This is a genomic window from Halosimplex yunnanense (assembly GCF_054504345.1).
In genome coordinates this window covers 785,259-811,826 of the sequence record NZ_JBTJEL010000037.1, presented here as the reverse complement: position 1 = coordinate 811,826, position 26,568 = coordinate 785,259, and the positions used below count along the sequence as shown (strand labels likewise).

Annotated in this window: 31 protein-coding genes and 2 tRNA genes; 7 read left to right on the top strand and 26 right to left on the bottom strand. The window is 68.7% G+C overall.

The genetic code is table 11. The annotated features are described in order from the left end of the window. Window positions 1-164: 164 nt before the first annotated feature. Together AB2U09_RS22965 and AB2U09_RS22960 are read right to left on the bottom strand one after the other, a co-directional pair. The gene (locus AB2U09_RS22965; protein ID WP_274323447.1) at window positions 165-494 is read right to left on the bottom strand and encodes a 4Fe-4S dicluster domain-containing protein; all 330 of its coding nucleotides are present in this window, start codon (window positions 492-494) and stop codon (window positions 165-167) included. 150 nt (window positions 495-644) lie between these two features. Further along, complete coding sequence (locus AB2U09_RS22960; RefSeq protein ID WP_459195073.1) at window positions 645-2,378, bottom strand: glutamate--tRNA ligase; 1,734 nt, start codon at window positions 2,376-2,378, stop codon at window positions 645-647. 102 nt (window positions 2,379-2,480) lie between these two features. Between AB2U09_RS22960 and AB2U09_RS22955 the strand changes: the two genes are divergently transcribed. Both AB2U09_RS22955 and AB2U09_RS22950 read left to right on the top strand, forming a co-directional pair. Further along, on the top strand, window positions 2,481-3,263 hold the full coding sequence (locus AB2U09_RS22955; RefSeq protein WP_459195072.1) for a helix-turn-helix transcriptional regulator: 783 nt from the start codon (window positions 2,481-2,483) through the stop codon (window positions 3,261-3,263). A 95-nt stretch (window positions 3,264-3,358) separates the two neighbouring features. Further along, window positions 3,359-4,300: a complex I NDUFA9 subunit family protein gene (locus AB2U09_RS22950; protein ID WP_459195071.1), complete on the top strand. Its 942-nt coding sequence runs from the start codon at window positions 3,359-3,361 to the stop codon at window positions 4,298-4,300. Window positions 4,301-4,364: 64 nt separating this feature from the next. Here AB2U09_RS22950 and AB2U09_RS22945 read toward each other — a convergent pair whose 3' ends face one another. Beyond that, window positions 4,365-4,898, bottom strand: a complete 534-nt coding sequence (locus AB2U09_RS22945; RefSeq protein ID WP_459195070.1) for an NUDIX hydrolase — start codon at window positions 4,896-4,898, stop codon at window positions 4,365-4,367. Between the two features lie 97 nt (window positions 4,899-4,995). Here AB2U09_RS22945 and AB2U09_RS22940 point away from each other — a divergent pair, with 97 nt between their 5' ends. Next, window positions 4,996-5,787, top strand: a complete 792-nt coding sequence (locus tag AB2U09_RS22940; RefSeq protein WP_459195069.1) for a 2-oxo acid dehydrogenase subunit E2 — start codon at window positions 4,996-4,998, stop codon at window positions 5,785-5,787. A gap of 90 nt (window positions 5,788-5,877) precedes the next feature. Here the strand turns inward: AB2U09_RS22940 and idsA3 are convergent, their stop codons facing one another. The 21 genes from idsA3 to AB2U09_RS22835 all read right to left on the bottom strand — a co-directional run bounded on the left by idsA3 (window position 5,878) and on the right by AB2U09_RS22835 (window position 21,133). After that, window positions 5,878-6,924: a geranylfarnesyl diphosphate synthase gene (idsA3, locus tag AB2U09_RS22935; protein WP_459195068.1), complete on the bottom strand. Its 1,047-nt coding sequence runs from the start codon at window positions 6,922-6,924 to the stop codon at window positions 5,878-5,880. A gap of 1 nt (window position 6,925) precedes the next feature. After that, window positions 6,926-8,272, bottom strand: a complete 1,347-nt coding sequence (locus AB2U09_RS22930; RefSeq protein ID WP_459195067.1) for an RNase J family beta-CASP ribonuclease — start codon at window positions 8,270-8,272, stop codon at window positions 6,926-6,928. Between the two features lie 278 nt (window positions 8,273-8,550). After that, on the bottom strand, window positions 8,551-10,527 hold the full coding sequence (locus AB2U09_RS22925; RefSeq protein ID WP_459195066.1) for a hypothetical protein: 1,977 nt from the start codon (window positions 10,525-10,527) through the stop codon (window positions 8,551-8,553). Between the two features lie 111 nt (window positions 10,528-10,638). Continuing rightward, a complete protein-coding gene (locus AB2U09_RS22920) occupies window positions 10,639-11,379 on the bottom strand; it encodes an isopentenyl phosphate kinase (RefSeq protein ID WP_459195065.1) in 741 nt (246 codons plus the stop codon). Beyond that, complete coding sequence (gene mvk, locus AB2U09_RS22915; RefSeq protein WP_459195064.1) at window positions 11,376-12,359, bottom strand: mevalonate kinase; 984 nt, start codon at window positions 12,357-12,359, stop codon at window positions 11,376-11,378. The genes AB2U09_RS22920 and mvk overlap by 4 nt, the downstream gene beginning before the upstream one ends. A gap of 49 nt (window positions 12,360-12,408) precedes the next feature. Next, window positions 12,409-12,816: a DUF5518 domain-containing protein gene (locus AB2U09_RS22910; RefSeq protein ID WP_459195063.1), complete on the bottom strand. Its 408-nt coding sequence runs from the start codon at window positions 12,814-12,816 to the stop codon at window positions 12,409-12,411. Window positions 12,817-12,819: 3 nt separating this feature from the next. Then, window positions 12,820-13,200, bottom strand: a complete 381-nt coding sequence (locus tag AB2U09_RS22905; RefSeq protein ID WP_459195062.1) for a DUF5518 domain-containing protein — start codon at window positions 13,198-13,200, stop codon at window positions 12,820-12,822. A 78-nt stretch (window positions 13,201-13,278) separates the two neighbouring features. After that, on the bottom strand, window positions 13,279-14,877 hold the full coding sequence (locus AB2U09_RS22900; protein ID WP_459195061.1) for a molybdopterin-dependent oxidoreductase: 1,599 nt from the start codon (window positions 14,875-14,877) through the stop codon (window positions 13,279-13,281). Window positions 14,878-15,018: 141 nt separating this feature from the next. Continuing rightward, window positions 15,019-15,801 carry a 30S ribosomal protein S2 gene (gene rpsB / locus AB2U09_RS22895; RefSeq protein WP_459195060.1) on the bottom strand — a complete coding sequence of 261 codons (783 nt, stop codon included), beginning with the start codon at window positions 15,799-15,801 and terminating at the stop codon, window positions 15,019-15,021. After that, entirely contained in the window at window positions 15,798-16,997 is a 1,200-nt protein-coding gene (eno, locus tag AB2U09_RS22890; protein WP_459195059.1) for a phosphopyruvate hydratase, read from the bottom strand. Before eno ends, rpsB begins: the two co-directional genes overlap by 4 nt. Next, window positions 16,994-17,170 carry a DNA-directed RNA polymerase subunit K gene (locus AB2U09_RS22885; RefSeq protein WP_459195058.1) on the bottom strand — a complete coding sequence of 59 codons (177 nt, stop codon included), beginning with the start codon at window positions 17,168-17,170 and terminating at the stop codon, window positions 16,994-16,996. The genes eno and AB2U09_RS22885 overlap by 4 nt, the downstream gene beginning before the upstream one ends. Continuing rightward, window positions 17,167-17,367, bottom strand: a complete 201-nt coding sequence (locus tag AB2U09_RS22880) for a DNA-directed RNA polymerase subunit N (RefSeq protein ID WP_274323431.1) — start codon at window positions 17,365-17,367, stop codon at window positions 17,167-17,169. The genes AB2U09_RS22885 and AB2U09_RS22880 overlap by 4 nt, the downstream gene beginning before the upstream one ends. Before the next feature lie 7 nt (window positions 17,368-17,374). Next, window positions 17,375-17,773, bottom strand: coding sequence for a 30S ribosomal protein S9 (locus AB2U09_RS22875; protein WP_459195057.1), 399 nt, complete (start codon window positions 17,771-17,773; stop codon window positions 17,375-17,377). Further along, the gene (locus tag AB2U09_RS22870) at window positions 17,767-18,204 is read right to left on the bottom strand and encodes a 50S ribosomal protein L13 (RefSeq protein ID WP_459195056.1); all 438 of its coding nucleotides are present in this window, start codon (window positions 18,202-18,204) and stop codon (window positions 17,767-17,769) included. Before AB2U09_RS22870 ends, AB2U09_RS22875 begins: the two co-directional genes overlap by 7 nt. After that, window positions 18,201-18,551: a 50S ribosomal protein L18e gene (locus AB2U09_RS22865; RefSeq protein ID WP_459195055.1), complete on the bottom strand. Its 351-nt coding sequence runs from the start codon at window positions 18,549-18,551 to the stop codon at window positions 18,201-18,203. Before AB2U09_RS22865 ends, AB2U09_RS22870 begins: the two co-directional genes overlap by 4 nt. Window positions 18,552-18,569: 18 nt before the next feature. After that, window positions 18,570-18,654: transfer RNA gene (locus AB2U09_RS22860), tRNA-Leu, on the bottom strand. 165 nt (window positions 18,655-18,819) lie between these two features. After that, entirely contained in the window at window positions 18,820-19,587 is a 768-nt protein-coding gene (locus AB2U09_RS22855; protein WP_459195054.1) for a DNA-directed RNA polymerase subunit D, read from the bottom strand. Between the two features lie 2 nt (window positions 19,588-19,589). Continuing rightward, entirely contained in the window at window positions 19,590-19,979 is a 390-nt protein-coding gene (locus AB2U09_RS22850; RefSeq protein ID WP_459195053.1) for a 30S ribosomal protein S11, read from the bottom strand. Window position 19,980: 1 nt separating this feature from the next. Beyond that, window positions 19,981-20,499 (bottom strand): 30S ribosomal protein S4, encoded by a 519-nt coding sequence (locus AB2U09_RS22845; RefSeq protein ID WP_459195052.1) that lies wholly within the window; start codon window positions 20,497-20,499, stop codon window positions 19,981-19,983. Beyond that, window positions 20,499-21,026, bottom strand: a complete 528-nt coding sequence (locus tag AB2U09_RS22840; RefSeq protein ID WP_459195051.1) for a 30S ribosomal protein S13 — start codon at window positions 21,024-21,026, stop codon at window positions 20,499-20,501. The genes AB2U09_RS22845 and AB2U09_RS22840 overlap by 1 nt, the downstream gene beginning before the upstream one ends. A gap of 22 nt (window positions 21,027-21,048) precedes the next feature. Continuing rightward, window positions 21,049-21,133, bottom strand: a tRNA-Ser gene (locus AB2U09_RS22835). Window positions 21,134-21,372: 239 nt separating this feature from the next. On the opposite strand from AB2U09_RS22835, the gene AB2U09_RS22830 reads away from it, so the two are divergent. From AB2U09_RS22830 to fni, 3 genes are all read left to right on the top strand, one after another. After that, complete coding sequence (locus AB2U09_RS22830) at window positions 21,373-21,663, top strand: hypothetical protein (RefSeq protein WP_459195050.1); 291 nt, start codon at window positions 21,373-21,375, stop codon at window positions 21,661-21,663. 39 nt (window positions 21,664-21,702) lie between these two features. Then, window positions 21,703-22,254 (top strand): NUDIX domain-containing protein, encoded by a 552-nt coding sequence (locus tag AB2U09_RS22825; protein ID WP_459195049.1) that lies wholly within the window; start codon window positions 21,703-21,705, stop codon window positions 22,252-22,254. Between the two features lie 457 nt (window positions 22,255-22,711). Then, window positions 22,712-23,785, top strand: a complete 1,074-nt coding sequence (fni, locus tag AB2U09_RS22820; RefSeq protein ID WP_459195048.1) for a type 2 isopentenyl-diphosphate Delta-isomerase — start codon at window positions 22,712-22,714, stop codon at window positions 23,783-23,785. A 6-nt stretch (window positions 23,786-23,791) separates the two neighbouring features. On the opposite strand, the gene AB2U09_RS22815 is transcribed toward fni, so the two are convergent. Both AB2U09_RS22815 and moaA read right to left on the bottom strand, forming a co-directional pair. Further along, window positions 23,792-24,175, bottom strand: coding sequence for a hypothetical protein (locus tag AB2U09_RS22815; RefSeq protein WP_459195047.1), 384 nt, complete (start codon window positions 24,173-24,175; stop codon window positions 23,792-23,794). Between the two features lie 58 nt (window positions 24,176-24,233). Next, on the bottom strand, window positions 24,234-25,331 hold the full coding sequence (moaA, locus tag AB2U09_RS22810; protein WP_459195046.1) for a GTP 3',8-cyclase MoaA: 1,098 nt from the start codon (window positions 25,329-25,331) through the stop codon (window positions 24,234-24,236). A 129-nt stretch (window positions 25,332-25,460) separates the two neighbouring features. On the opposite strand from moaA, the gene AB2U09_RS22805 reads away from it, so the two are divergent. Further along, window positions 25,461-26,567, top strand: coding sequence for an ArsR/SmtB family transcription factor (locus AB2U09_RS22805; RefSeq protein WP_459195045.1), 1,107 nt, complete (start codon window positions 25,461-25,463; stop codon window positions 26,565-26,567). The last annotated feature ends 1 nt before the right edge of the window (window position 26,568 follow it).

Genomic DNA, 26,568 nt, shown 5'->3' with positions numbered 1-26,568 from the left:
CACAGTTTGGTAACCACACGGACAATGGGTAAGTTTTTCGTCCACCGAAAGTTCGAACGCGGGACGTGCCCCGCGTCAGCGGCGGCGGAACGGGTCAGTGCCGCGGCTCTGAAGCGGTGAGTTGTCCGTAGAACGACGTGACGGCCACCGAGGATTCGACGGCGTCAGATGCGACCGGCGCGGCCGGGGTCGACGTCGATGGCGTCGACGGGGCAGACGTCGACGCAGAGCATGCAGTCGATGCACTGGTCCTCGTGGGCCGGGTCGGCCTTGATCTCGCTCTCGGGGTGGTCGGGCGTGTCGACCCACTCGAAGACGTCGACCGGGCAGTCCTCGAGACAGGCGCCGTCGGCGATGCAGATGTCGAAGTCGACGGCGACGTGCGTCCCGTGGATGCCGAGGGTCTCCGGCTCCTCGACCGGTCCCCAGACGTCGTGTCCCTCGTGTTCTTCCACTACCTCGCGGTTGGTCTCGAACTCCGGATCGATGGCCATCGGTAGCTAGTTGCAGCGGTCCGGCGCACCTAAAGGTTGTCCCGTCACGTCGGGGCAGAACCCGGCGTTCGTCGGTCTTCGGGCGAAATCAGGCAATAACTCCCGGTTCGAACGGCCGGTTCAGCGCCCGGATGCCGCCCGAGTCGCCGATCAGGGATGCGTGTAGTACGCGACCGCCGGGTCCGCGTCCAGATCGTCCAGCCGAGCGAAGCCGACGCGCTCGAACTGGACCAGATCGCCCTCGTCGTAGTCGAGAACGCCCGGTTCTACGACACCCGTCGTGTCTCCGTCCATCGTCCGCAGACGGAGGCGCGGCCCCTCGGCCGGCGCCCAGTGGATCACCGACACGTCGCCCTCGCGGACCACGTCGAGGTCGTCGCCCGTCGCGACGAGTTCGCCGTCCTCCAGCCGGACGCAACCGTACCCCTTGAGCCAGACGCGCTCGCCCTCCTCGGGTTCGTCGGCCGCTTCGATCACGACCGAATCTTCCACGGGGACGTGGCGCCGACCGCGGTCCTCGTGGTTCGGGTGGACGAGCGGTTCGCCCGCGTCCCGGCCACCCGAAACCGGCAGTTCGATGGCACCCTCGGTACCCGGGCCGTCCTCGCGGACGAAGAAGGCGCGGTCGGTCTCCTCGTCGACGAGGTCGCGGTTGTTCGAGTAGATGGAGGACATCGCGAGATCGACGTTCGACGTCGAGGTGCCGAGTTCGGCCATCGCGTCGACGATGGCCTCGCCGCGGATGCCCCGCCGTCGCAGGCTCGCGATGGTGGGTGCCCGGGGGTCGTCCCAGCCCGTCAGCTGCCCGGACTCGATCTTCTCGATGATGGTCGAGGTGCTCATCGGCACGTCGTAGGCGTCGATCTGGACGTGGCCCCAGTGGACGACCTCGGGATACTCCCAGCCGAAGTAGTCGTAGACGAACCCCTGGCGCTTCGCCGAGTCCTGCAGGTCGATCCCACGGATGATGTGGGTGACGCCGGTCAGGTGGTCGTCGATCCCGCTCTGGAAGTCCAGCATCGGCCAGCAGCGGTACTCCGCGGCCGCCTCTCGGGGATGGGGCGTGTCGATCATCCGGAAGGCGACGAAGTCCCGCAGCGCGGGGTTCTTGTGCTCGATGTCGGTCTTCACGCGCAGGACCATCTCGCCGCTCTCGTACTCGCCGTCGACCATCGCCTCGAACTCCTCGCGGACCGTCTCGACGTCCTTGTCGCGGTGCGGGCAGGGCTCGCCCGAGTTCTTCAGCTCGGAGAACTCATCGCCCGGGCAGGAACAGGTGTATGCGCCGCCCAGATCGATGAGTTCGCGGGCGTGGTCGTAGTAGACGTCCACCCGGTCGCTCGCCTTGATCACTTCGTCCGGTTCGAAGCCGAGGTAGTCGATGGCGTCGAGAATTTCGTCGTAGGCGTCGAGGTCGGGGCGCTTGGTCTCGGGGTCGGTGTCGTCGAACCGGCAGAGCATCCACCCGTCGTACATGTCCTTGTACGTCCCGATGACCGCGGGCATCCGGGCGCTCCCGAGGTGCCACGGGCCGTTGGGGTTCGGCGCCAACCGCATCCGGATCTCGTCGTACTCCTCGGCGTTCGGCAGGTCCGGCAGGACCTGGTCGTCTTCTTCTTCTTCGGCGTCGAGTTCCTCGACCCGCTCGGGAGCGAGTTCCTCGAGGCGTTCGCGCTTCTCGGCGGCGTCCATCCCGTTGACCCGCTCGACGACGGGCGCGATCACGCCGGCTATCTCGTCGCCGTACTCGCGGAACTCGGGGTTCTGACCCATGAGCGGGCCCATGATGGCACCGACCTGCGCGTCGCTGTCGTGTTTCAGCGCGTTGAACAGCGCGTTGACCTCTGCGGCCTCCTCGGCCTGCTCGCGTACGTCGTCGTCCATTACCGAGGCGTTCGATTCCGGGGGTGAAAATCCCGTTGGGTTGGGGCCGGCGACGGCCGTCTGGACGGTACAGTTTTCATCTTCCCCGTTGGACCCCCGGACATGGCACGGGAAGTCGTCGCGTTCCTCGCGGGCTCGCCCGACCGCCTCGCCCTCCTCGAGTACCTCGTTGAGGAGCCCGCAGCGCCCCGGGACGTGGCCGACGCGCTCGACGTCTCCGGCAGGAGCGCCCAGCGCAACCTCGCCCAGTTCGCCGAGCGCGGCTGGACGGAGAAGCGCGACGGCGCGTACCACCTGACGACGCGCGGCCGCCTCGTCCGCGAGACCTACGCCGACTGCCTCGACCGGATCGCCCTGATCGACGACCTGGCCGGGTTCTACGAGCACCTCCCCGACGGCGACGACGCCCCGGACCCGGCGTGGCTCGCCGACGCGACCGTGGTCTCCGCCGACCCCGACCACCCGCAGGAGCCCGTGACCCGATACGTCGACGCCGTCAGGTCGCTCTCGACCGACCGAGTCAGGATGGTTTCGCCGGTGCTCTCGCGCATTTTCGAGCGGCCGCACGCGAAGCTCGTCCGCACGGGAGCGAGCACCGACCTCGTTCTCCCCGCCGACCGCGTCGCCGCCGCTCGCGAGAGGAACCCCGCGAAGTTCGACACGGTCGTCGCGGTCCCCTCGTTCTCGCTCTACGAGACCGACGACCCCGTCAACGTCGGCCTGACGATCACCGACGACCGGACGTTCGTCCTCGCCTACGACGGGGACGGCCACCTCCGGGCCTGCATCGACGGCACCGATCCCGACCTCCGGGCGTGGGCCGTCGACCGGTTCGAGAAGTACCGCCGCGATGCGCGGGAAGTCGACGGCCCGGGCCCGTTCTGATCGGGCCCCGCTCAACCGCGCCTCGTCGCTAGCGACAGCCCCTGTCGTCGGCGCCAGCGAATGACGTGAAGGTCGTCGCCGCCCCATCTGAACGTATGAACGTACTCGTCGCCGGCGGCACCGGCTTCGTCGGCACCGAACTCTGCCGCACGCTCGCCGACCGCGGCCACGACGTGACCGCGATGGCCCGGAACCTGGACGACGCATCGCTCCACGACGCGGTCGAGACGGTCGCGGGCGACGTGACTGACCGGGAGTCCGTCGCGGCGGCGGTCGACGGCCGCGACGCAGTGGTCAACCTCGTCGCCCTCTCGCCGCTGTTCGAACCCGACGGCGGGAATGAGGCGCACGACCGGGTCCACCGGGGCGGGACCGCGACCCTCGTCGCCGCCGCCGAGGACCGCGGCGTCGGCCGGTTCGTCCAGATGAGCGCGCTCGGGGCCGGCCCAGAGGCGTCGACGGCCTACCTACGGGCGAAAGGCGAGGCGGAGGAACTCGTCTGCGAGTCGGATCTCGACTGGACGATCGTCCGCCCGTCTGTGGTCTTCGGCGACGGCGGCGAGTTCGTCGGGTTCACGAAGCTCCTGACGACGCCGTACGTGACCGGACTGCCCGGCGGCGGGAAGACGCGCTTCCAGCCCATCTGGGTCGGCGACCTCGCGCCGCTGCTCGCCGACTGCGTGACCGACGACCGCCACGTGGGCCAGACGTACGAACTCGGCGGGCCCGAGGCGCTGACGCTCGCCGACGTGACTCGGGCGGTGTACCGCGCCGAGGGCAAGTCCACCGTGGTCCTGCCCGTCCCGATGCCCCTCGCGCGAATCGGCCTGACGCTCGCCGGGTTCGTCCCCGTTGTCCCCTTCGGCGCCGACCAGTACCGGTCGCTCCGCCTCAACAACACCGTCGACGACAACGACGTGACCGCCTTCGGTCGTGACCCCGAGTCGCTCCGCACGCTCGACGACTACCTCCGCGGCGACGCCACGGAGACGGACCTGTCACGTCCCGCGGCCGGCCGAACGGAACACCGGGGATAGCGTTCAGGACGAGACGCGCCTCCCGCGCGGGGTGTGTTCGATGTTCGGCCCGTCCGGCGGAGATTCACACTCTGTCGAGGGCTTTTCGCAACACCCGCCGGTCGATCTGTCGCGTCTGCTCCGGGGACGAGAGTATTCGGTCCGTGGACCAGAACGCGACCTCCGACGCTTCCTCACCGGGGGCGGGGCTCCCGTCCGTGGCCGAAACGTCCAGGGTGTACGTGATCATGTTGTAGTGAACCTCCCCCAGTGCGCTGTGGACGACCGAGAGGAGTTCCAGGTCGGACTCGCTCGCCGCGAGTCCGGTCTCCTCTTCGAGTTCCCGAACTGCCGCACGTGAGGGCTCTTCGTCGAACTCGGGGTGGCCACCGGGCAACTGCCAGGCGCCGTCACCCGGGGGGTCTATCAGCAGGACCTCCGTCCCCCTGCGAACGATGGTATCCACCGACGGGACGGCGTCCCGGAAGTGGAGGTGGCCACATTCGGGACACGACCGTCGTGCTCTCCCGTCGATCTGTCGCGTACCTAACTCTGCCCCGCACTGGTGACAGTACGACGGCTCAATCGCGACCATGGAGAGGTGTCTCTCGTCTAACATAGAAGTTCCTCCGGTCCGACATCGCCTCTGCCGGACGGATCGGTCACCGCTGTCACGTGGACTCAAAAGCCTTGCCGAACCGCGACCTACGGGACGTATGAGTGAGCGCGGCGACCGAATTGAACCGTTCTCGCGCCGCCGACGCGGGACGGTCGACTACATGCGCGCGGCGGGGCGGCGAAGCAACGTCCACGGTCTCGTCGAGATCGACGTCACCGAAGCGAGAAGCGCCATCCGGACCATCGAAGCGGAAACGGGCGAGGACGTCTCGTTCACCGCGTTCCTCGTGAACTGTCTCGGACGCGCCATCGAGGACCACCCCCGTCTGAACGCGTATCGTGACTGGCGGGGACGACTGCACGTCTTCGACGACGTCGACGTGAACGTGCTCGTCGAGACGGAGATCCGCGGCGAGCGGATCGGCGTCCCGCACGTCCTTCGCGGAGCGAATCGACGGTCGCTACGGTCGCTCCACGACGATATCCGGGCCGCACAGAAGTCGCCGGATCCCGCGGAACTCTCGCGACTGGCCGAACTGGCGCTCCGGCTCCCCGGACCTGTCCGGCGGCTCGTCTGGCGGCTCCCGCAGTGGTTCCCCCGCCGCTGGAAGGACACGGCGGGGACCGCCTCGGTGACCTCGGTGGGGATGTTCGGTCGCGGCGGTGGGTGGGCTATCAGCCCCACGAACTACACGGTGCAGTTGACCGTCGGCGGCATCGGCGAGCAACCGCGACTCGTCGACGGGGACGTCCGGAACCGCGAGTTCCTCCACCTCACGGTGACCGTCGACCACGACGTCGTCGACGGTGCAGCCGCGACCCGGTTCGTCCGACGGCTCGGAGAACTCGTCGAGGATGCATACGGCCTCGATTCGTGGACCGAACCGTGACCGGACTCGGCCGTGCGTCGGCAGCCACTGCCGACCTGCGGCCGTGAGTCGGAGAAAGCGAGAGAACCGTGAAACCGACTCGGACGCGAGCTAGTACTCGCGCTCGATGAGGTAGTCGGCGATGTCTTCGAGTCGGTCGCGGGCGGGGTTGTCGGGAAGCACCCGCAGATTGTCCTTGCCGCTGGCGATGAGGTCGCGAGCGGTCTCGCGGGCGTAGTCGATGCTGCCCGCCTCCCGCAGTCGGTCGACGGCGGCCTCGATCTCGGCCTCGTCGACTGCCTCGACGGACTCGGTCTCGACGAGGTTGTCGACGTCGACGCCCTGCTCGCGTGCGTGGAGCGTGATGAGCGTCTGCTTGCCCTCGACGAGGTCGGAGCCGCGCTGCTTGCCCAGTTTCTCGCTGGGGGTGGTCAGATCGAGCAGGTCGTCCTGGATCTGGAACGCGCGGCCGACGTCGAGGCCGTAGCCGTACAGCGAGTCGATGGTCTCGTCGTCGGCGCCGAGCAACATCGCGGGGATGGCCGCGCTCGCGGCGTACAGGACCGCGGTCTTGAGTTCGACCATCTCGAGGTACTCGTCGGTCGCGACTGCGTCGCGGGACTCGAAGTCGATGTCGAGAGACTGGCCCTCGCAGATCTTCGTGCACGCGGTCGAGAGCTGCATCAGCGCCGAGTTGGTGCGCTCGGGCTCGGCGCCGGTTTCGAGGAGGTGCTTGAAGGCTTTCGAGTAGAGGGTGTCCCCGGCGAGGATCGCCGTCGAGAGGTCGTACTCGCGGTGGACCGACGGGACGCCGCGACGGAGGTCGTCGTCGTCCATGATGTCGTCGTGGATGAGCGTAAAGGACTGGATGACTTCGACGCTCACCGCGGCCTTCAGCACGTCGACGTCGTCGCCGTCGGCCGGGAACGACCGGTAGTCGGCGGTCTCGGGGTCGGCGTCCACGTCGGCCAGCGACTCGGCGACGAGGAGGACGACGGTCGGGCGGAGCCGCTTGCCGCCGGCGTCGAGCAGGTACCGGGAGGCCTCGTAGAGGCGCTCGGGCTCGTCGATCGGCAGCTCCTCCGGGATGGCCTGGTTGACCCGCTCGCGGCGCGCGGCGATCGCCCGTTCGACGGCCGCCTGGGACTGCCCGCTCATGTTACTCGACCAGCTGGATCATGTTGCCGTTTCTCGTGACGTGCAGGTCACGGCCCATCTTGTACCCCTCGCTCTCGCAGAGGTTGACGTAGTCCGAGAAGCCGGAGAGGTCCTGGTGGGCGGGGATGACGTGCTGGGGCTGGAGCGCGTCGAGCATCTCGTAGTGGCCCTCCTTGTTCAGGTGGCCGGAGACGTGGATGTCGTCGTAGATGCGTGCGCCCTGCATGCCGAGCAGTTTCTCGGACTGGTAGCGCTGACCCTCGTTGGTCGGCTCGGGGATGACCCGCGCCGAGAAGATGACCTTGTCGCCGTCGTCGATCTCGTAGGGGGTCTCGCCGCGGCCCATGCGGGTGAGCATCGCGCGCGGTTCGCCCTGGTGACCGGTGACGATGGGCAGGAAGTTCTCCTTGCCCTCGTTCATGATCCGCTTGAACGTGCGGTCGACGGACTTGCGGTGGCCGTACATCCCCAGGTCGTCCGGGAAGTCGACGAAGTCGAGTCGCTCCGCGGTGCCGGAGTACTTCTCCATCGAGCGGCCGAGCAGGACGGGCTGGCGCCCGATGTCGTCGGCGAACTCGACCAGCGAGGTGACCCGCGCGATGTGGGAACTGAAGGTAGTGGCGATGATGCCGCCGTCGTAGTCCTCCAGGGAGTACATCACGTCCTTGAGGTGCTTGCGGGCGACCGACTCGGAGGGCGTGCGGCCCTTCTTGCCGGCGTTGGTACAGTCCTCGATGTAACAGAGGACGCCCTCGCCCTCGCGACCGATTTCGCGGAACCGGTCCATGTCGATGGGGTCGCCGATGACCGGCGTGTGGTCCATGCGCTTGTCCAGCCCGTAGACGATAGCGCCCTCGGGCGTGTGCAGGACCGGGTTGATCGCGTCGATGATCGAGTGGGTGACGTTGACGAACTCGAGTTCGTTCTTGTCGCCGATCGACATCGTCTCGCCGGCCTCCATCTTCTGGAGGTCGTTCTGGACGCCGAACTTCTCCTCGCCCTTGATCTGCTGTTTGACGAGTTCGATCGTGAACGGCGTCGCGACGATGGGTGCGTCGTAGCGATGGGCCAGTTTGGAGATGGCGCCGATGTGGTCGAGGTGGCCGTGGGTCGGCACGATGGCCTTCACGTCACCTTCCAGATCGGACATGACGCGGTCGTCGGGGATCGCGCCCATGTCGATCAGGTCGAGGCTGTGCATGCGTTCGGTCTCGACGTTGTCGTGGATGAGGACCTTCGAGAGGTTGAGGCCCATGTCGAACACCACGACGTCGTCGCCTGCGCGAACTGCCGTCATCTGGCGGCCGACTTCCTCGTAGCCGCCGATGGTTGCGATTTCGATTTCCATGGTTTGCACTCCGAGGAAGGCTCGCCCGCGGAGGCGGTGGCGACCGGCGAACAGTGGACGCTCGCGTGACTGGTGTGTTCCGGACCGTCACGGTCCGCCGACTCGCAGGCCGGGGGCGCCCCAGCCCGCGCGTCACCAGTGACGGTCGGAACCCAGTCCGCATCGGCGTCCGATGCGTCAGCCGGCCGCCCCTACCGCGACCCGGGCGGCCGTATACTCGGTTATACCCATCTATACGGCGAGGTTTTAAAAAGCGTACGACTCGTCTCCGAAGCCTGTCACTCTTCGTCGCCGATGTGCCCGGGGCCCGTGGTCCAGCCGCCGCTCGTGCCCCCGTCGTCCGCCTCGGTATCATCGTCGCTCCCATCGCCCACTGCACCGGCCGCCGAATCGTCGCGCGCGGCCGTATCATCGTCAGCGACGGACGGTTCTCCGTTCTCCTCGCCGGTCGCGGGCGACTCGTCCGTCGCCGGCGCCAGCGGATCCGACTCGCCGCCGGTGTCGGGAGCCAGCGGGTCGTCGTCCGCCCCTCCGCTCGGCGCCAGCGGATCCGACCCATCGTCGGCGTCGCCGGCCCGTTGGTCAGACGAGTCGTCCGTGTCCGGGGCCAGCGGATCTGCGGTGTCGCGGGAGTCCGGCGCGAGCGGGTCCGTTTCCCCGTCCGAGTCCGGTGCGAACGGGCTATGCTCGCCGTCCGCGCTGGATTCCGTCGGATCCGCTTCTCCGCCTTCGTCGGAGTCAGGATCGGCAGCACCGGAACCGGGATCGGCAGCGCTGGAACCGGATTCGGCCGGCGCGAGCGGATCCGAGTCCGCCCCGTCGGAGTCGTTCCAGTCGTTCGCGTCGTCTGTCTCCGCGGCCGCAGGGGGTTCGGGCTCCTCGGCGTGGGCGTCCGCCTGCCCGACCGCGTCGGGGTCGACCCTCGTCGGCGCGGACTCCAGTGCGTCGTCCGGTTCGGGGTCGGCATCGTCGCTACCGTGGAAACCCGCGTCGTTCATCTCCGTTCCCTCGGGCGCCGGTTCGCCGCGGCGAGGGGGCCCGCCGCCCTGTCCGAAGCCGAGTTCTTCCGCGATCTCGCTGTCGCTCGCCACGTCCTCCGGCGACTGGACCGAGCCGTCCGCGGCGTCGTCTCCGGCCGCTCCGCTGCTCTGACCGTCCGTGGCCGGGTCTTCGGCCGCCGGTTCCGCGTTCGGCGCCTCAGCCGCCGGTTCCGCGCTCGTCGATTCCGTGGCCGGCGAATCCCGAAACGCAGCCTCCTCTGGCGCTGTGTCGTCGCTCTCGGCGCCGACGGCCCCCGTCTCGCCGGCGTCCCCGTCGTCGAGCCCGCTGGCATCGACCGGCTCGTGGAACGGATCGTCGTCGGCCGACTCGGCGAACGTACCGTCCCCGACCGGCTCGCCGAGTCCACTGTCGTCACCTACCGTCGGTTCCGTCCGTTCTCCGGCCGATTCGTCGATCACGTCGGCCGACTGGTCACGTGGGTCCGAAACGTCCCGCTCCGCCGAATCGTCCGGGGTCCACGGGTCGTCGCTTTCGTCCTGTTCCGTCTCGACCGACTCGCTTCCGCCCGGCCCGGATTCGGCCGTCTCTCGGGAGGGCGGGTCGTCTCCAGCGGCCGAGGATCCGCCCGCCGCAGCACCCGCCGCGGCTTCACCGGTCGACGGCGTCTCGTCAGTGACGGTCCGCTCCGTCTGGTCCGGTTCGTCGGGGGTCGACGTCGTTCCCGAAGACTCCGCGGGGTCGGTTTCCCCAGTCTCGGTCGATTCCCCAGATTCCGGGCCAGTGCGGGCCTCGGCGCGGTGTTGCGTCCGCGGTTCCGGTTCGGGCCGTTCGTCGTCCCGGTCGCTGCCCGACTGAAGCGGATCGTCGCTGTTCGCACTCGGAGCGGTGGTCGTACTCTCGTCGTGGTCGGCCTCGGCTCCGGTGGAGTCACCGTCCGTCGCGTCGTCCGCGGCAGCGGCCGGATCCGCTGGGACCGCCCGGGCCACCCCGACGGTCGTCGCGTCGGCCACGAGCTTGTAGGCGAGTCCGGCCTGTCCGGCGCCGAAGACGAGCGCGCCGAGCACGACCGCGAAGCCGGCGACCGCGGCCACGGCGCCGTCCTCGTTCGCGCCGACGCTGCCGGTCTGGACCTGCTCCGAGAGCAACCAGCCGCCGCCGGCGACCAGCGCGGCGCAGACGACGAGCAACACGAGCCAGTACGAGAAGAGGTAGAAGCCGTAACGAAACGCCGATCGGCGGGGAACCGATGTCATATCACTCTCATTGCATAGCCCGACCTAATAGGTTACGACGGTCCGCCGCCGGAAGGCCCGCGTTCTCACCGTCGAGCGGGCAGGGCGACCTCGCTGCGCCGGGCCCGAACGTCACTCCGCGCCGTCGACGACCGTCCCGGGCGAGTCGCCGGCGAGAAACGCCGACAGCCCGTCGGGGCCGAAGACGTGCGCCGGCGCCGACAGCGCCAGCAGTTTCTCGACCTTGGCGGCCATGCCGCCGGTCACGTCCGTCGCGTCGCTCGCACCCACGGCGTCGGCCACGTCGGCGAAGCGCTCGACGCGGTCGATTACCGCGCCCGAGGCGTCGAGGACGCCGGGTACCGTCGAACACAGGCCGACGCGGTCGGCCTCCAGCCCGCGGGCGAGCGCGACGACGAGGTCGTCGCCGCTCGTGATCGTCACGCCCGAACCCGCCTGCACGACGCCGTCGCCGTGGAGAACGGGCGTGAACCCCTCCTCCAGCATCGTCGCGACGCTCCCCGTCGGCAGCGAGAGGTCGCCCTGAGCGTCCCGGCTGGCGACGGACAGCGGCCGGACCGGGAGGGCCTCGACTCCCTCGGCGTGTAGGGCGTCGAGGACGGCGCTGTTGAGCCGACCCATCGCGTCGTGGATCGCGACCGCGTCCGCGGCCGATCGGGTACCTTCGTCTGAGCTGACACCGCGTTCGGCGGCGGCGTGGTGGCCGAAGCTTCCGCCGCCGTGGACGAGGACGAGGTCGCCGTCGTAGTCGACCACGGCCGACGCGGCGCGGGCGAGCGCGTCCTCGTCGACGGTCTCGGGCGTGTCCTTCTCGGTGACGACGCTGCCGCCGAGTTTGAGGACGGTCGTCATTCGACCCGGACCCCTTCGGTGTCGAGTTCGGCCCGGAACGTCTCCTCGCAGCCGGGGAGGTAACGGAGGGCCGTCTCGGTCTCCGCGCTGTCGTCGAGCGCGACGACGCATCCGCCGCCGCCGGCGCCCGTGAGCTTCGCCCCGAACGCGCCCGCGTCCCGGGCGGCCCACACCATCGAATCGAGCGACCGCGAGGAGACGCCGAGCGCCGAGAGCAGCCCGTGGTTGAAGTCCATCAGCTGTCCGAGTTCCTCGATGTCGCCCGTCGCGAGGGCTTCCTCGCCCGCGCGAACGAGATCGCCGATGGCAGCCACCGTGTCGGCGGCGAAGTCGTACTCGTCTTTCAGTTCGCGGACGCCGGCGACGAGCGCGCCCGTATCGCCGGCGCCGCCGTCGAACCCGACGACCAGGGGGAGTTCCGGCGCATCGAGCGACCGGCAGTCGTCGCCCTCGACGCGCACTGCGCCCCCGGTCGCCGAGCAGAAGGTGTCCGCCCGCGAGGCGTTGCCCTCCTGAACGGCCAGTTCGGCACGGTACGCCCGATCGGCGACCTCCTCCGAGGAGAGATCGGTGTCGAGTTCGCGCGCCGCCGCGAGGATGCCCGCCGCGGTGACTGCGGCCGACGACCCAAGCCCGGCCCCGAGCGGGATCTCGCTCTCGATGGTGATGTCGAAGCCCGCCCTCGGGGCGTCTGCGGCCTCGCGGGCCTGCTCGACCGCGGCGTCGACGTACCCCGTGGCCGCCTCGACGAGCGACTGCGGGACGTTCACGTCGGGGTCCGCGTCGGTCGTGCCGCCGTACTCGACGGTGAAGCCGTCGAGGCTCAGGTCCTCGGCGTGCACCCGCAGGTGGTCGTCGTCGCGCTCCTCCACCGTCACCCGCGCGCGGCGGTCGATGGCACAGGGCACCGCCGGCTCGCCGTACACCACTGCGTGCTCCCCGAAGAGGTAGACCTTCCCGGGCGCGCTCGCGGTAACCATGCCCGCCCCTCGAACCCGCGGGGAGTTAGGGGTTTCCGAACGCCCGCGACTACAGCCAGCGGGCCGGATCGAGGTCCCAGTCGGTGTGTCGCCGCGCCCAGACCCCGACCGCGCCGCCGACTGTCGACAGCCCGACCGTGTACGCGAGAAACATCGCCGCGACGAGCGCGAGAAAGACCGGGTAGGCGGAGGAAGACGGCGCGACGCCCACACCGAGCCACGCAACCGCGCGGATCGCTGGCACCAGCAGGAGCGCGAGCGGCAGCGCCGCGAAGACGCCCGCGAGCAGCCCGAGACCGACGCCGTCGAGATACCCGCCCTCGCTTCGGTACGCCGCGACGGCACCGCCGGCGAGCGGTGAGAACGGGATCACCGAGAGCGCCAGCGTGACGATAGCGCCGTAGCCGGCGTCCCAGAGCGGACCGTCGCGGTTGCCGTCGCCCCGGCCGTCCGGCATCGATCAGAGTTCGATGTCGGTGTCGTACTTGATGTAGTTGCCGAGCCAGCCGCCGAGGGCGCTGAACCCGACCGTATAGACTGCCATCACTACGGAGATGAACACTACGATGACGCTGCCCAAGGCGAACGGGAAGATAGCATCAGCGCTCCCCAGCGAGATGAAGCCGATGAAACTGAGGATCAGGAAGAGGATGGCGACCACCGGAACGAGCGCGATCGCGCCCGAGATGGCACCGACTTTCGCGCCGTCGGAGCGGGTCCCGCCCTGAAAGTATCCGGCGAGCGCACCGCCGAGCACCGGCGCGAACGGGAGGAACGAGCTCGCCACTGCCGTCACCACTGCCCCAACGAACGCGTTGACGAGGGTGTCGCCTTCGTCCATGTCCAGTCGTTCACCCACTGGGGGCTTAAAACTCCGACTCCATTCGACAGGTCACAGGGGTCGGACGCCGGTGTCTCTTCACACCGAGACGGTCACGGAGTGCCACCCCGTCGACCCGCCGGGATGGGGACCGGTCTCCTCGCGAGTCTGTCGGTCCCCTTCCCCGTCCGTGGCACGAACGACGACGTCTTTCGGGCCGGAATCGGGCAAGTCTGCGACAATCCGGAACCGCCGCCAGGCGTGTGGAGAGGGCGGCGCTTCGAGGTCGGCGTCGGTCCACGAGTCACCGCCGTCGAGGCTCACCTCGACGCGGTCGATCCCGCGGCGTCCGGCGTAGGCGACGCCGCCGACCGCGACTCGATCCCCGCGGCGCTGGACTGCCCGAACGTACGAGAGCGTGTTGACGACCGCCTCTTCGACCCAGCCGCGGGCTTCCCAGTAGGCCTCGTGGTCGTCGGTACTGACCTCGATCGCCTCGACCCACTTGGTGGATTTCATGCCGTAGCGGCCGGGGATCAGGAGCCGCGCGGGGAACCCGTGTTCCTTCGGGAGCGTCTGCCCGTCCATCCCGACGGCGAGAACCACGTCCTCGCGGTCCCGGACGCCCTCCCAGGGGATCGCTTCGGTGTAGCCGTCCGCCGCCCGCGTCACCACGTCGACGGCGTCGTCGGCGACGCCCGCTTCCTCCAGCAGCGCGCGCACCGGCACCGCTCGCCACTCGACGGTGCTGATGAGGTTCCCGCCGACGTCGTTGGAGATACAGGCCGTCGTGACCGTCATATCCCTGGCCTCCGAGTGGTCCAGAAGGTCAGACATGCCGAGTTCGAACGACTCCGAGACTGCCCCGCGGACCGACAGCGACCATCGCCCGGCGTCGACGTTCGGATTCGAGACGGCTTTGTCCACGACGTAGTGGTCCTCGGCGTTTCCAACTGCTGGTGGCATCCCCGCGAAATCGTACCCGAACGGGGCCTCGGTGTCGGCGACCGAGACCACGACGTTCTCGGTCTTTCGGCGGTTCTCGACTGTCCCGCGGTCGGCCACTGGCGTCGCCGACCCCGTGTCGGGCGTCGTCGTCCCCTGATCCCGCTTCTCCGCGACCGCGTCGAGCGATTCGCCGGGCCGCGGCCCCGCGCCCGTTCGCTCGCCGCCGATCGACCGCGCTGCCAGCCCGCCGCCGACCGCGGCGCCCGCGGCGCCGACGACGTTCCGTAGCGTCCGGCGTCGACCGACGGCAGGTCGCCCCCCATCGCGGAACAACCGGAGAATGGCCGGCCCAGTGAGCGCGAGCGCCGTCGCGAGCGCCCACCGCCAGAATATCCCGTCGCCTGCGGCGCGGAACCCGGCCGCCGTGAGGACGACGACGAGCAGCGCCATCCCGTTTCTGAGGTGCTGCCGCTGACGGCGGTTCATTTCGTACCCATCGGCGAACGCGGCGATCCCGGCAGCGCCGGCCACGACGAGGATCGCGATCCCGGCCATTAGCGCCGGCTGGGCCAGCGACCCGAGCATCTCGATGGCGACCGTCGCGACCGGCCCCGGCGCCGCCTCGATCACGAACTGGGCGGCGACCGCGAGCGGGTGGCCCCCGACGAGCGGTGCGACCACAAGGATCCCGAGTAGCCACACCGCTGCCGCCGCGGCCCACCCAAACGCCGCACTGTCACGGCTGTCCATGTCACGCTCTCAGGACTGCGCGCGGTAATAGCTTGCGCGGCCGCTCGGCGGCGGTCAGTCGGTTTGCGACCGCAAGAGGTCGACGAGACACGTCGCTGTCGACAGGTAGTCTACGAGACCGGAAATTCGGAAAAACGGGCGTTAAATCTCGGTCTCGAAGTCGTCGAGCGAGTAGCTGGGCTCGGCGCCGCGCCGGTCCAGCGTCTCGTTGGCCAGCAGCCAGTAGACGACCGACAGGGCCTTGCGACCCTTGTTGTTCGTCGGGACAACCAGATCCACGTTGGACGTCTGGTTGTTGGAGTCGCACATCGCGATGACCGGGATGCCGACGGTGATGGCCTCCTTGACGGCCTGGGCGTCGCCGATCGGGTCGGTGACGACCACGACGTCCGGCTCGATGTAGCCCTCGTAGTCGGGGTTGGTCAGCGTGCCCGGGATGAAGCGGCCGGTGCGGGCGCGAGCGCCCACGGCGTCGGCGAACTTCTCCGCGGGGAAGCGACCGTACTGGCGCGACGACGCCACGAGGATCTGCTCGGGGTCGTAGTTGGCCAGGAAGTCCGCGGCCGTCCGGATGCGCTTGTCCGTCATGCTCACGTCGAGCACGTACAGCCCGTCCGTCCGGACGCGGTGGATGAACCGCTCCATGTCCTTGGTTTTCTGCTGGGTACCGATGTGGGCGCCTGCCGCGAGGTAGTCCTCGACGGGGATGAGGAGGTCTGCCTCGTCGTCGGGCATGACGTCCTCGTCGAGGGCCGGTCCCTCGTCGGCCTCGTCGGCCGCCTCGTCTTCGACGTCCTCGGCCACGTCGTCGGCCCCAGCGGCCGATTCCTCAGTCTCTGCCTCGGTAGCCACTTCCTCGTCGTCGACCTCGGGGTCGACGTCGGAGTCCGCGGCGTCGAGGCCTTCGTTTTCGTTTCCGCTCATACTGCGTTGTCCTCGATTCGGATGAGTTCGTTCAGCTTTGCGGTGCGCTCGCCGCCGACCGCGCCCGTCTTGATGAACGGGGCGTCGGTCGCGACGGCGAGGTGTGCGATCGTGGTGTCCTCCGTCTCGCCGCTGCGGTGGGAGACCACGTGGCCGTAGGCGTTCTCGACCGCCAGTTCGATGGCGTCGAACGCGTCCGACAGCGTCCCGATCTGGTTCGGCTTGATCAGGATGCTGTTGGCCGCGCCCTGCTGGATGCCGTCACCCAGCCGGCCGGTGTTGGTCACGAACAGATCGTCGCCACAGACCAGCGTCCGGTCGCCGACCTGCTCGGTGAGGTCGGCGAAGCCCTCGTAGTCGTCCTCGTCGAGGGGGTCCTCGACGTACTTGAGGTCGTACTCGCGCACGAGGTCGGCGATGTACTCGACCTGCTCCTCGGTGGAGCGCTCGCGGTCCGAGTACTGGTAGGCGCCGTCCTCGTACATCTCGGCGGCGGCCACGTCGAGTCCGAAGCGGATCTCGAAGCCCACCTCGTCGGCGACGGCCTTCGTCGCCTCGTCCATGATCTCGAAGGCCTCGCTGTCGTCGATGGAGGGCGCCCACGCGCCCTCGTCGCCCTTGCCGCTGGGCACGTCCCGGTCGATCAGGATGTCGTGGACCTTCTGGTGGACCGCCGCGTTGGCGAAGATGGCCTCGGAGACCGACGGCGCCCCGACGGGCGCCGAGAGGAACTCCTGAATGTCAGTCGCGTCGGCGGCGTGTTCGCCGCCGCCGATGACGTTCCCGAGCGGGATCGGGAAGGAGTTCCCGCGGAAGGTGCCGCCGAGGTGCTGGTACAGCGGCGCGCCGGTCACGCTGGCGCCGGCCTTCGCGGCGGCCATCGAGATGGCGACCGCACTGTTTGCGCCGATCCCGGAGAAGTCGTCCGTGCCGTCGGCGGCGTGCAGGGCCGCGTCGACCTCGCGCTGGTTGCCCGCGTGGACCTCCCCGACGAGTCGGGGAACCGCGTCCTCGCGAGCCTTCGCGATGGCCTCGCTCGCCGGCAGCTCGATGGCTTCGTACTCGCCGGTGGAGGCGCCGCTCGGTGCGGCGGCGCGGCCGAAGCCGCCCTCCTCGGTGAGCACGTCGGCCTCGACCGTCGGGTTGCCCCGCGAGTCGAGCACGCGGCGCAGACGGACGTCGGTGACGAGCGTCATTGCTCACCCCGACGGACGGTAAAGGGTAGCACGCCCTCGTCGTACTCCTCGGCGGCGATCAGGATGGGCTGGGTCTGCTCGCTGTCGACGAGCACGGGCGCCCCGTAGGCCACCTGCAGCGCTCGCGCGCCGATGATGCGTGCCTTCTCGTAGCGGTTGTACGACTGACTCATTGATAGGGTGCGACGATGTCGACCAGGTCCTTGTGCGAGACGAGCATCCGCCGGCAGCAGTGCCGTTCGACGCCCAGCTCGTCGAGGACCTTCTCCGGGTCCTCGGGCTCGTCGGCTTCGCGGGTGCGAGCCTTGAACTCCTCCCAGTGCTCGCCGACGACGTTACCACACGTGAAACACCGGACCGGGACCATCATGGCGAGATCACCTGTAGGACTTCTGGTAGCGGGCCCGTGCACCGGGACCGCCCCACTTCTTGGACTCGCTCTGGCGCACGTCGTTGACCAGCAGCGACCGGTCGAACTCCATGAACGCGTCGCGGAGTTCGGCATCGTTGGTGTGCTGGACGAGTCCGCGGGCGATCGCCGTGCGGGCCGCGTCCGCCTGGCCCATGACGCCGCCGCCCTGAACGTCGACGTCGACGTCGACGTCTTCGCGGAGCTCGTCGTCCGCCAGGCGGAACGGTTCGAGCATCTTCAGCTGGGCCAGCTCCGGCTCGGTCAACTCGACTGGCTGTGCGTTGATGCGCACACGGCCCTCACCCTCGCGAACCGTCGCGCGGGCTACGGCCGTCTTCTTCTTGCCTGAGGTGTTCGTTACCATGTTTTGTTCGCTCCCAGCGCCTCGCTCACGTCGCCGAGCGAGACGAACCTGATGTTCGATAGCCGGTCCAGCGAGGTGCCCTCGAGCACTTCGCCGTCCTCGTCGTAGGGGTTGCCCATGTAGACGCGGACGTTCTCGAAGGCCTCGCGACCGCGCGTGGTCTTGTACGGGACCATGCCGCGGATGGACCGCTTCAGGATGCCGTCCGGGCGCTTCGGGTAAGCCGGACCGCGGTCCGAACCGATCTCGCGGCGCTTCTCGAACGTCTCCATGATGTCGTCCTCGCCGCCGGTGATGACCGCCGCCTCGGCGTTGACGACCGCCACGCGCTCGCCGTCCATCGCTCGCTCGGCGACCTGCGAGGCCACGCGGCCGAGGATGCAGTCTCGCGCGTCGACGACCACGTCGGCGTCGAACTCGGCGAGGCTCATCGGATCACCCGCACGTTGGATCCGTCGGGATTGTCTTCGAGTGCCTGTTCTAGCGATGCCGCCTCGCCGACCTGGTCGATCTTCGTCCGGGCGGTCCCGGAGAAATCGACCGCGGCGACGGTGACGTCCTTCTGCAGGACACCACTACCGAGCACCTTGCCGGGCACGACCACGGTCTCGTCCTCCTGGGCGTATCGCTCGATGCGACCCAGGTTGACTTCGGCGTGGGTGCGCCGCGGACTCTCTAAGCGCTCGGCCACGTCGCCCCAGACGTCGCCGCCCGAATCGCGGGCGGTCGCCTTGAGGTCAGCGATGAGGCTACTGAGTCTCGGATTGCTCTTGCTCATACGTTTCTCCTAGAAAAGTGCAGGGAGCAGGATTTGAACCTGCGGACCCCTACGGGACAGCGCCCTGAACGCTGCGCCGTTGGCCTGACTTGGCTATCCCTGCTCGCGATTCCGTATTTCGTCGGCCCCCTCAAACCGCTTTCGATCCGGGCCCCGGATCGACTCCCCGTCCGCGCGTTTGCAGCCGGACGAGCGGGACGCTCGCGGCCGCCGGAGCACTCCGGCGACGGTGTGCGAACGCCGTGGGTCTGAGGGGTGTCGTTCATCGTTACAGTTGCACCGACTGTCGCAGTTCGTCCGCGCGGTCGCGCAGCGAGTCGATCGCCCGGACGACCAGATCGTCGACCGTCAGCGACCCGTCGGTCTCGACGTGGAAGACGAAGGCGTTGGGCACGTCCTCGACTTCCACCTCTTTGCCGGGGTAACGCTCGGTGAGGTCGTTATCGAACTCGTCGGTCGGGATCAGCTCGCCGTCTTCCTCGATGACCCCGCGCAGGATGTTGGGGTCGTCGTCGGCGAACTCGCCTTTGTCACCGACGACGTTGACCCGCTGCAGATGCCGGTAGCCGACGGCCACGCCGCCCTGGTGTTTGGCGTGTTCGCGGCCGCGGTCGAGCACCGCGTCGGCCTCGACTTCGAGCCGCTGACCGGCCTTGAGGTCGATGATCGGGATGTTGTCGTCGGCCGGTTCGACCAGGCCGTCGCTGGAGACGATGTCGCCCGAGTAGGCGGTCACCGTCTCGGTGGTCTCCTCTCGGCTCGGGCCCTCGACGTCGAGGGCCAGCGTCACCTCGTCGCCGATCTCGAACTCGTCGGCGGGAGTCGTCAGCGGGACGAGCCCGAGTCGGAGTCCGATCTGCTCGTCGAACATCACGCTGGAGTTCTCCACGACGCGCAGCTGGTCGATGGAGAAGGTCGGCACGTCCGCGATCATCGCGCGGCGGATGCCGTTGGCGAACGCGGGGGTGATCCCCCGCACCAGGAAGCGCGCTTCCCGGTCGCCGCGTTCGACGAACTCGACCTCGTAGTCCTGCATCGTTAGAAGCCCGTGTTCTTGGGACCGCGAGTGCCGTCGTGCGGGATCGGGGTGACGTCCTCGATCCGGCCGATCTCGAGCCCGGCTCGCGCCAGCGCACGGATGGTCGCCTGCGCGCCCGGACCGGGGTTGGTCTGCTGGTTGCCACCCGGACCGCGCACGCGGACGTGAACGCCCTCGACGCCCTGGGCCTGGACCTCTTCGGCGACGACTTCGGCCATCTGCATGGCGGCGTACGGCGACGCCTCGTCGCGGTTCTGCTTGACGACGGTCCCGCCCGAGGACTTCGCGAGCGTCTCGGCGCCCGTCTCGTCCGTGATCGTGATGATCGTGTTGTTGAACGATGCGTGCACGTGGGCGACGCCCCACTTGTCGTCCTGTGTCTCGCTCATGTTATTGCTCCTCCGCGCGTTCGGGGTGGAGTTCGTCCGTCAGCGGACTGTTCTCGTCGAACTCGACCGCACCCTGCTCGTCGACGGTGATCTTCTTCGACGGCCGGGTGACGCGTTGACCTTCGACGGTCACGTGCCCGTGACTGACGAACTGACGGGCCTGTCGCGTCGTGTTGGCCAGCCCCTTCCGGTAGACGACCGTCTGGAGTCGCCGTTCGAGGATGTCCGTCACGTCGAGCGACAGGATGTCGTCCAGCGAGTCGTTCTCGTCGAGGACGCCGATGCGCTTGAGTCGCGAGAGGAACTCGTCGGTCTCCTTGGCCGCGCCGGAGACGTCGGTCTGGCCGAGGAGCTTCCGCGCCTCGCGGCGGTACGCGCGCAGTTCGGACTGGGCGCGCCAGAGCTCTTCTTTGTTCTTGAGGCCGTACTGGCCGATCAGGCCGGACTCCTCGCTGATGCGTTCGCCCTGATAGGGATGGTTCGGCGTCTCGTAGAACTTGGTGTTGCTACCGAGCGCCATTATTCTTCATCCCCCTCTGCTTCGGCCGCTTCCGCCTGCTCTTCCTTGATCGCCTCGACGTTGACGCCGATGGTCCCCTCGGAGCGGCCGGTGGACTTCGTGCGCTGACCGCGGACCTTCTGTCCGCGCTTGTGTCGGACGCCCTTGTAGGAGTCGATCATCTTCATGCGGTTGATGTCCTGCCGGCGAGTCAGGTCGAGGTCGTTGCCGGTCTCGTGGGTGGTCTCGCCGGCGAAGAAGTCGTTCCGGTGGTTCGTGAGCCACTCGGGCGCCTCCTCGGCGAAGCCCTCCACGAGGTCGACGATCTCGTCGATGTCCTCCTCGTCGAGTTTGCCGAAGACGGCGCGGCGGTCGATGCCGGCCTCCTCGGCGATAATGCGGGCCGCGCGATGGCCGATGCCGTTCATGTCGGTGAGCGACCGCTCGACGGACTTCGTGCCGTCGAGGTCGGTCTGGCCGATTCGGACGAAATAGCGGATATCCTCCTCGTCATCCGCTCCGTCCGGGTCTTGGTCTTCTGCACTCATGTGTCTGTGATTCGAGTGTGAGCGTCGTGGCGGGGATTCGAACCCCGGAGGCTGTACGCCACAGAGTTAGCAACCCTGCGCCTTGGGCCAGGCTTGGCTACCACGACACGCACTTTGCCGCGTGCGGTTGTATACTACCGCCCTCACGCATACCGTCGCGTGGGACTCGGGACCCGGCGCCCCTGCACGAGCGTACCTGAATTAGCTACCGGCCTGTATTTAAACGTCACGAAGTGGTCCCCTCTCGTGAATTGCTGTCACAGTCTACCCCACGCCGATCCGTACACTCCCCCCGACACCGCCTCTCCGACATCACTGCTTTGGCAGTCCGTACCGAACTATCGGTATGACCGACAGCGACGCCGAGCCCGTCGACCCGACCGACACCGCGGCCGTCCGCGACCACCTCGACCGGTTCGCGGGCGCCGACGCCGTCTCCGAGCGCGACGACGGCGCGCTGGTCGCGCAGTTCCGCGGCGTCACACACGTGACCGTCCACGCCGACGGCCGCGTCGAGACGGGGATGCCGCTCCACGAGTTCTCGGGCGCGCCCGACCGCCTCGTCTTCGACCACGACGCCGGCGAACTCGGGGTCGAACGCGACGACGGCGTCTCCTACACCTTCCGCCGGCCGTGATCCGACCGAGCTAACACGGGTCCGCTCGACCGCCCACCGATGACGAACACCCCTCCCGACTTCTGCGGCTACTGCGGCCACGAACTCGCCGACTCCGACCTCGCCCCTGGTGCATACCGCTGTGAGTCCTGCGACCAGTACGTGTTCCACAGTCCCACGCCCGCCGCGAGCGTCACCGTCGTCGACGACGAGCGGGTCCTGCTCGTCCAGCGCGCGGTCAGCGACGACGCCGGCCAGTGGGGCACACCCGCCGGCCACGTCGACTGGGGCGAAGGCCCCGCACACGCGGCCGCGCGAGAACTGGAAGAAGAAACCGGACTCTCGGTCGACCGCCGGGACCTGACGCTGGTCGCCGGCCGCGGGACCTGGGTCGCCGAGGACAAGCACATGGTCGGGTTCGAGTACGCCGTCCACCGCGATGCGACCAGCGGCGTGTTGGAAGCGGGCTCCGACGCGCAGGCCGCGCGGTTCTGGTCGGCCGAGGAGTGGAGCGCCGCCGACGAGCGGATGCGCGACGTCTCTCGAAAGCGGTACGGGACGACCGACGTGGACGAGATCGTCGAGAAGACGCTCGCTGAACTGGACTGCTGACTAAATGGTATAGTTTCGACCGCTGCAGACAGTGAACGTCGAACGCGCTCGCTAGCAGTAACTGAGACCTCGACCGGATGGAACAGCAGGCGATGAAAGCCCTCGGCGCGTTCGCGGTCGCTGAGGCGAGATATCCGCGCTCTCGGCACCGCCCGCGCGGATAGTGCCCGCTCAGCCGACTGAACTGCACGCGAGCCCGCCTCGCCCGTTCAGTCCACCAGGACCGCAACCGCATGGCTCGGCACCCGCACAGCACCGCGGACGGCCACACGCCTCCCCAACCGATTCACTCAGTCGCTCCGCTCCATCGCTCATCCCTCGCACGACTATTTCGAGCGGCCCGCCAAGCGGCGGGCACGCTCGACAGCGCGCGCCAAGTAGAAAGTCACACAGCCGCCACCGACTCCGTCGGGAAGAGGTAGTTGTAAGACGGGGCGGTCGGAACTGCGGGCAACGAATGACGGGACCGGACGAGACGGTCGACAGGAAGGACGACCACGTCAGGATCGTACGCGAGGAGGACGTCGAGGAACCGGGAACTGGCTTCGCGGACGTCTCGCTCGTCCACGAGGCGCTCCCGGGGATCCACCGCGACGAGGTCGACACGAGCGTCGACTTCCTCGGCCACGAACTCGCAGCGCCGGTCGTCATCGAGAGCATGACCGGCGGCCACCCCAACACCACGGAACTCAACCGGGCGCTCGCGGCGGCCGCCGAGGAGGTCGGCATCGCGATGGGCGTCGGCAGCCAGCGCGCCGGCCTCGAAGACGAGGACACCGTCGAGTCCTACTCGGTCGTGCGCGAGGCCGCGCCGACCGCCTTCGTCTACGGCAACATCGGCGCCGCCCAGCTGGAGGAGTACGGCGTCGCCGGGGTCGAGCGCGCGGTCGAGATGATCGAGGCCGACGCGGTCGCCGTCCACTGCAACTTTCTGCAGGAGGCCGTCCAGCCCGAGGGCGACGTCGATGCCCGCGGGTGTCTCGACGCCATCGAGCGCGTCGCCGACGGCCTGTCGGTGCCCGTGATCGTCAAGGAGACCGGCAACGGCTTCTCCCGGGAGACCGCCGAGCGACTCGCCGAGGCCGGCGTCGACGCCATCGACGTGGCGGGGAAAGGGGGCACGACGTGGTCCGGCGTCGAGGCCTACCGCGCCGCGGCCCGCGACGAACCCCGGGGAGAGCGCCTCGGCGAGCGGTTCCGCCAGTGGGGGATCCCGACCGTCGCGAGCACGCTCGAATGCCTCGAAGCCCACGATACGGTGATCGCCAGCGGCGGCGTCCGCTCGGGGCTGGACGTCGCAAAGGCCATCGCCCTCGGCGCGACGGCGGGCGGCCTCGCGAAGCCGTTCCTCGCGCCGGCCGCACACGGGACCGACGCCGTCGTCGAGGTCGCCGAGGACGTGGTCAGGGAACTGGAGACCGCGATGTTCGTCACGGGGTCACCGACCGTTTCAGATCTCCAGGAAACCGAGGTCGTCGTCGGCGGACCGACGCGGCAGTACCTGACAGCGCGTGGCGTCACCGACTACTGATCGCCGTCAGATCAGAACCCAGACGAGCGCCGTCGTCGCGGCGGCGAACGCGACGGCAGCGACAGTTATCTTCGCGGCGTATTCGTGGTCGGCCCGCCGGTGTTCGGGATCGCCAACCGCCCCTGTCTTCCCGCCCCCGTCGCCCGTCGAGAAGTCGTAGCGGTTGAGGAACGCGAGCCTGACGCAGAACCCGGTCGACGCCTGGATAGCCCACTCGAAACCGACGGCGAGCGGCACGAAGACGCCGACGAGCAGCACTTCGGGAACGACCCCGGCGACGACAGCCCCGACGTAGACGGCCGCGCCGACGAAGGCGACCGCCGCCACGCGTAGTCGCCGGCGTCGCTGTCGCCGGCCGATGTTACACGACGCTGGCTGGTACGTGCTCACATCTGAACGGAGAACTCGAACCGATTCAGGGTTTTGCACCCGGCAAGGACCGATTCGGTCAGTCGTCGCTCCGGGCAGCCGTCTCCTCGGGGGACAGGCCGGGCTCGCCGCTCTCGTCGACGGACCGGTCGCCGCCGTCGAGGTACTTCTCGTTGACGACCCACTCGCCGTCCTCCTCGACCATGTACTCGCCGTAGAAGGGGACGCGGTTCGCGACGGTCTCACGGAAGGCTTCGCGGATCTCCGAGCGTGTCATCTCACCCATCGGCCGCAGGTCGTCGTTGCGATTCAGGCAGCCCTTCAGGTATCCTTCGTGCGTCACGCGCACGCGGTGGCAGTTCGCGCAGAACGTCGGGTTCTCGACGGGGTCGACGATCTCGACCATGCCCGCCCGCGACTCGTCGATCGTGCCGTCGTCGCTGCGGAGGTCGTCCGCATCGTCCACGCTGACCCCGTCGGGAGTCACCCAGTAGCGCGCCCGATCGTGCATCTCGCGGCGTTCGACGAAGTCGGCCTGTTTGCCCAGCCAGTCGTGGACGCGCTGGATGTCGATCGCCCACTCAGGGTGGCCAGCGATTTCGGGCATATACTCGATGAGCTGCAGGCGCAACCCCTCGTTCTCGGCGACGTGCTCGACCATCTCGGGGACGTACCCGGCGGTCTGCTCGAAGACGACCATGTTGAGCTTGACCGGCGCCAGCCCGGCCTCAAGCGCGGCGTCGACGCCTTCCAGCACGGCGTCGTAGGCTCCGGCCTGGGTCACCTGCTTGAACGTCTCCCGGTCGAGCGCGTCCTGGGAGACGTTCACGCGTTCGAGTCCCGCGTCGACCAGGTCCTCGGCGCGACCGGGCAGCATCGTCCCGTTCGTCGTCAGTGAGACCTCCATGTCCTCGGGCGTGCGGCGGACGATCTCCTCGACGTCCTCGCGCAGGAGCGGTTCGCCGCCAGTGAACTTCACCGAGTCGACGCCGAACTCGGAGACGACTTCGAGGAACCGAACCACGTCGTCGGTTCCCATCTCGTGCTCGCGGGGGGCCATGGGGCCGCGGGTGTCGCCGAGGCCCTCGTTGTGGCAGTAGACGCAGTCGAAGTTACACCGGTCGGTCAGCGAGACCCGAACCCCGGACACTTCCCGACCGAACTCGTCCGCGAGCATACCCCCACTTTCCGCCCTGCGGTAATAAGGCCGGTGCCCGTTCCAAGTTTTCTGGACACCCGGTCGCCCGCGTCGCAGGGATCGCCACTGACGACAGGTTCAAACGGCTATGCCACGCAGTAGCGTGACGTGACCGCCGATCGCCGCGGCACCGAATCGGCGCCCGACGAGCCCGGAACCGACGAAACGCCGGAGCCGGACGTTCCCTCACCGAGCGACGCGTTCGGCGCCCTCGGCGGCGAGACGAGACTCGACGTCGTCCGCGCGCTCGACGACGACGCGCCGCTGCCCTTCTCGGAACTGTTCGACGCGACGGACGAGGACACCTCGGCAGGTTTCGCCTACCACCTCCGCCAGCTCACCGACCGGTTCGTCCGCCAGCGCGACGACGAGCGATACGAGCTGACCGACGCCGGTCGATCGGCCGCACGCGCACTCAACGCGGGTACCTACACCACCAGCGTCGACCGCGACCCCATCGACCTGGACGACGACTGCCCGTTCTGCCGCGAGTCGGCGCTCGCCGCGACGGTCCACGACAACGTCGCCGAAATCACCTGTGACGCCTGCGGCGCACCGGTGCTCCGCCTCTCGGTTCCCCCGGGAGGCTTGGACGGACGCGACCCGGCGGACGTTCCCGACGCCCTCGACACGCACCATCGCCGGCGCATCGAATCCTTCAGCGACGGTGTCTGCCCCGACTGCGCCGGCACGGTCGCGACGGGAATGGAAGTGGTCGCCGAGGTGGAAGCCGACGAATCGGCTACCTCTCACGGGAGAGCATCGGGGAGCGATCCCACCGAGTCGGCGAACGCTCCCCTGCCCGTTCAGGTTGTCTTCGAATGTGAAACCTGCAGCGGAGACCTGCGCTGTCCCGTTTCGCTCACACTGTTGGGCCACCCCGCAGTCGTCGCATTCTACCACGACCACGCACGCGACGTCCGGGATCGCCCCATCTGGAACGTCGGCACCGAGTGGCGCGAGCGGGTAGTCTCCCGCGACCCGTGGTGCGTGGTCGTCAGCGTCCGCCTCGACGGCGAGGACCTGGTCCTCTACGTCGCCGGCGACGGCACCGTCGTCGATTACCGCCGCCCCGACCACGACGACTCCGAAACCCCCGGGAGACCCGCGGAAGTCACTGCCCCCGACGAGACGGGCACCGAGTCGGAATCCGGTCGCTCTCCCGACGGGGACCGTCACGGCGAAGACGGAGGGACCGAAGAAGCGGTCGCCTGAA